Here is a 3,794-nt window from a genome sequence, read left to right as displayed (position 1 = left end):
AGGTAGGGGAACTCGCCGGCCAGGCAGAAGAAGTCGTTCCACTTGACGGTGGTGCCGGCGAACGAGGTGCCGGTGGAGACGGCGGCGTAGACGTCCGCGTCGGCGTTGCAGGTGAACGTCACGATGTCGTCGCGGCCGTCACCGTTGATGTCCCCGACCCGGGGCTGTTCCGTTCCGACGGCGAACAGGTCGTGCCACGTCTGCGGGGCGCCGAACGAACCACCGGTCGACAGGGCGACGATCACGTCCGATGCCGTGGCCGGCCCCTGCGTGAAGGTGATGATGTCGTCCCGGCCGTCGCCGTTGACGTCGCCGAGGGCCGGGTACTCACCGGCGATCGAGAAGTACTCGTGCCACTTGAGCGCCGTGCCGGTGAACGACGACCCGGCGGACAGTGCGACGTACACGTCCCCGGCGCCGTCGTGGGTGAAGGCGACGATGTCGTCGCGGCCGTCGCCGTTGACGTCCCCCACCGCGGCGACCTCGGCGTTCGGCGCGAACCAGTCATGCCACTTCGTGGCGCCCGCGAACGACGACCCGTTCGACAGTGCCACGTACACGTCGGCCAGCGAACCGTGGGTGAACGCCACGATGTCGTCGCGCCCGTCGCCGTTGAAGTCCCCGGACAGCAGCGTCTCGTCGTTCAGTCCGAAGAAGTCGTTCCACTTCACCGACGTTCCGGCGAACGAGGATCCGGTGGACGGCGACACGTACACGTCGTTGAGCGATCCACGGGTGAACGCGACGATGTCGTCGCGGCCGTCGCCGGTGAAGTCCGTCGGCGAGCCGGCCAGGTACCGGCCGCCGGACGACCCGCCGCAGTTGTCACTGACCAGGTACTTCTGGTTGTACTGGGCGGGGTACGGGGCGAGCGAGACGCCGTTGATGGCGATCGTCTGCCCGACGCCGTTGTAGAGCTGCTCGTAGTGGACGTGCGGCCCGGAGGAGTTTCCCGTGCTGCCCGTGATGCCGATCTGCTGGCCCTGCTGCACGTACGCGCCGTTGGGCACCGAGTAGGCGCTGAGGTGGAAGTGGTAGGTGGTCCACCCGCCTCCGTGATCGATGACGATGTAGTTGCCAGCCCCGCTGGGTTGCGAGTAGTGCCGCGCCACACCGGCGGCGGAGGCGACCTGCGGTGTGCCTCCGGTGGTGCCGCCGTCGGCTCGGACGAAGTCCAGCGCCTGTCGGACCTCGGCGCTGTGGTGGTCGTACGTCCACCGTTGCCCGCAGGGGAACGGCGCCTTGAAGTTCGGTGCCGCGAACGCGGGTGAGGGCGGCGCCACCACGGCGGCCAGGACCGCCGCGGCCAGGGTGAGAAGCGCGACCAGGGCGCGACGCGCGGGGGTACGCGAATGCCGGAACATGGCGTGCTCCTGTCGAGTGCTCAGAGGGTCGTTTCGCCGTTGAGGCCGAAGTAGTCGTGCCATTTGGTGGCGCCGAGGAAGCCGGTGCCGGTGGAGAGTCCGACGTGGACGTCGTTGGTGGCGCCCTTGGTGAACACGATGATGTCGTCCCTGCCGTCGCCGTTGGCGTCGCCGAGGTAGGGGAACTCGCCGGCCAGGCAGAAGAAGTCGTTCCACTTGACGGTGGTGCCGGCGAACGAGGTGCCGGTGGAGACGGCGGCGTAGACGTCCGCGTCGGCGTTGCAGGTGAACGTCACGATGTCGTCGCGGCCGTCACCGTTGATGTCCCCGACCCGGGGCTGTTCCGCTCCGACGGCGAACAGGTCGTGCCACGTCTGCGCGGCGCCGAACGAACCACCCGACGACAGGGCGACGATCACGTCCGACGCCGTGGCCGGTCCCTGGGTGAAGGTGATGATGTCGTCCCTGCCGTCGCCGTTGACGTCGCCGAGGGCCGGGAACTCACCGGGGATCGAGAAGTACTCGTGCCACTTGACGCCGGGCCCGAAGCCGGCGCCGGTGGACAGCGCCACGTACACGTCGGCGTTGGTGTCGTGGGTGAAGGTGATGATGTCGTCCCGGCCGTCGCCGTTGACGTCACCGACGGCGGCGACCTCGGCCCCCGGCGCGAACCAGTCGTGCCACTTCACTCCACCGCCGAAGCTCGTGCCGGTGGACAGGGCCACGTACACGTCGGCGAGGGTGCCGTGGGTGAACGCGATGATGTCGTCCCTGCCGTCGCCGTTGACGTCTCCGGTGAGCAGGGTTTCGCCGGTGAGACCGAAGAAGTCGTTCCACTTCACGGAGGTGCCGGCGAAGGCGCTGCCGGTGGAGGCGGCCACGTAGACGTCGTTCAAGCTGCCCTGCGTGAAGGCGACCACGTCGTCCCGACCGTCACCGGTGAAGTCCGTCGGTGATCCCGCCAGGTACCGACCGCCCGAACCACCGGCGTTGACCAGCGAGATGTAGTAGTTCCAGTTCCAGTTCGGGCCGGGATCGGTGTGGTCGTTGCCGGGCATCTCGTGGTGCCCCTTGATCGCTGTCCGGTTCTTCGGCAGCCCGTACCTGTCGCAGAGGTAGCGGGTCAGCGCGGCTGACGACCGGTACATGGCATCGGTGAACCAGGCCGGGTTGTCCACGAACCCCTCGTGCTCGATACCGACGGAGTACGGATTGGCCGAACGCGCGTGGTAGGCCGTGTCGCCCTCGCGCACCATCTGGGTGATCTCACCGTTGCTCGACTTCACGACGTAGTGCGCGCTGACCCCGGCCGACGGGTTCTGGAACCAGCTCACCGTGCCCGCGTACGACCCCTGGGTCACGTGCACCACCACGGTGGTGATCCGCGACGATCGGCCCGCCTGGTAGTTGCCGCCGTAGGCGGGGACCCAGCGGGCCGGCCCGTACTCCGGCACCGCCGCGGCGGCGAGGTGCGGACCGGCGGCGCCCGCGGGGGCGACCCGCGCGTAACGGCCGAGTTCGGGGCGGACCGGTGATGGCACGACCCGTACCGTGCCGGCCACGATGCCGCCTCGCAGGAGGTCGTAGACGTGGTCGGCGTAGAGCCGGGCTGTCGCGTCGTTGACGGCGGCGCTGTACCGCGCCACGACCGGATACCAGGCGGAGAGCCGGTCCCGCGCACCAGGCGTCAGCCCTTCGCTGTCGGCCAGGTCGCGGAGCACCGCGGCGCCGCCCCGGACGTTGACCGAGGTGACCGAGCGCATCCGGTCGACAGGTTCGCCGGTGAGCGTGGCCGCCCGTTCGAGGCTGTGCTGGGTGGGGTTGCTGACGAGGTGCATGACGCCGTATCCGTTGGCCTGGCTGGGCAGGCCGCCGTGGTCCTTCAGGCGCGACTCACCGTAGGCGACCGCGACCAGCAGGTCCCGTGGTACGTCGAACTCGTCGGCGGCCCGGTCGAAGGCCGCGGCGAGTGGACCGGCGGCGACGGGTGGGGAGGCGGCCGCCGGCGTCACCGTCATCTGGCCGGCGAGCGCCGCCGCCACGAGCAGGGCGCAGGCGCGCCACGAGAGCCTGGTCAGTCGCATGGGGGCCTCCAGTTCGCCGGTCACAGCGTCGCCTCGCCGTTGAGGCCGAAGTAGTCGTGCCATTTGGTGGCGCCGAGGAAGCCGGTGCCGGTGGAGAGTCCGACGTGGACATCGTTCGTGGCGCCCTTGGTGAACACGATGATGTCGTCCCTGCCGTCGCCGTTGGCGTCGCCGAGGTAGGGGAACTCGCCGGCCAGGCAGAAGAAGTCGTTCCACTTGACGGTGGTGCCGGCGAACGAGGTGCCGGTGGAGACGGCGGCGTAGACGTCCGCGTCGGCGTTGCAGGTGAACGTCACGATGTCGTCGCGGCCGTCACCGTTGATGTCCCCGACCCGGGGCTGTTCCG

Annotated in this window: 3 protein-coding genes; all 3 read right to left on the bottom strand. The window is 69.4% G+C overall.

Going from position 1 to position 3,794, the window contains the following annotated elements; translation table 11 throughout:
* On the bottom strand, window positions 1–1,364 hold a 1,364-nt coding region (locus EAD98_RS31410; protein WP_233583665.1), incomplete at its 3' end, for a VCBS repeat domain-containing M23 family metallopeptidase.
* Window positions 1,365–1,384: 20 nt separating this feature from the next.
* Window positions 1,385–3,448, bottom strand: a complete 2,064-nt coding sequence (locus EAD98_RS00970) for an N-acetylmuramoyl-L-alanine amidase (protein WP_121652209.1) — start codon at window positions 3,446–3,448, stop codon at window positions 1,385–1,387.
* Window positions 3,449–3,468: 20 nt separating this feature from the next.
* Window positions 3,469–3,794, bottom strand: a 326-nt coding sequence (locus tag EAD98_RS00965; protein ID WP_199723197.1) for an FG-GAP-like repeat-containing protein, incomplete at its 5' end; no start/stop codon positions are given.

Origin of the sequence: Micromonospora sp. CV4 (genome assembly GCF_003667455.1) — a bacterium.
Taxonomy (GTDB): domain Bacteria; phylum Actinomycetota; class Actinomycetes; order Mycobacteriales; family Micromonosporaceae; genus Micromonospora.
Note: the sequence above shows the minus strand (reverse complement) of the source record. Positions and strands in the feature narration are given on the sequence as shown.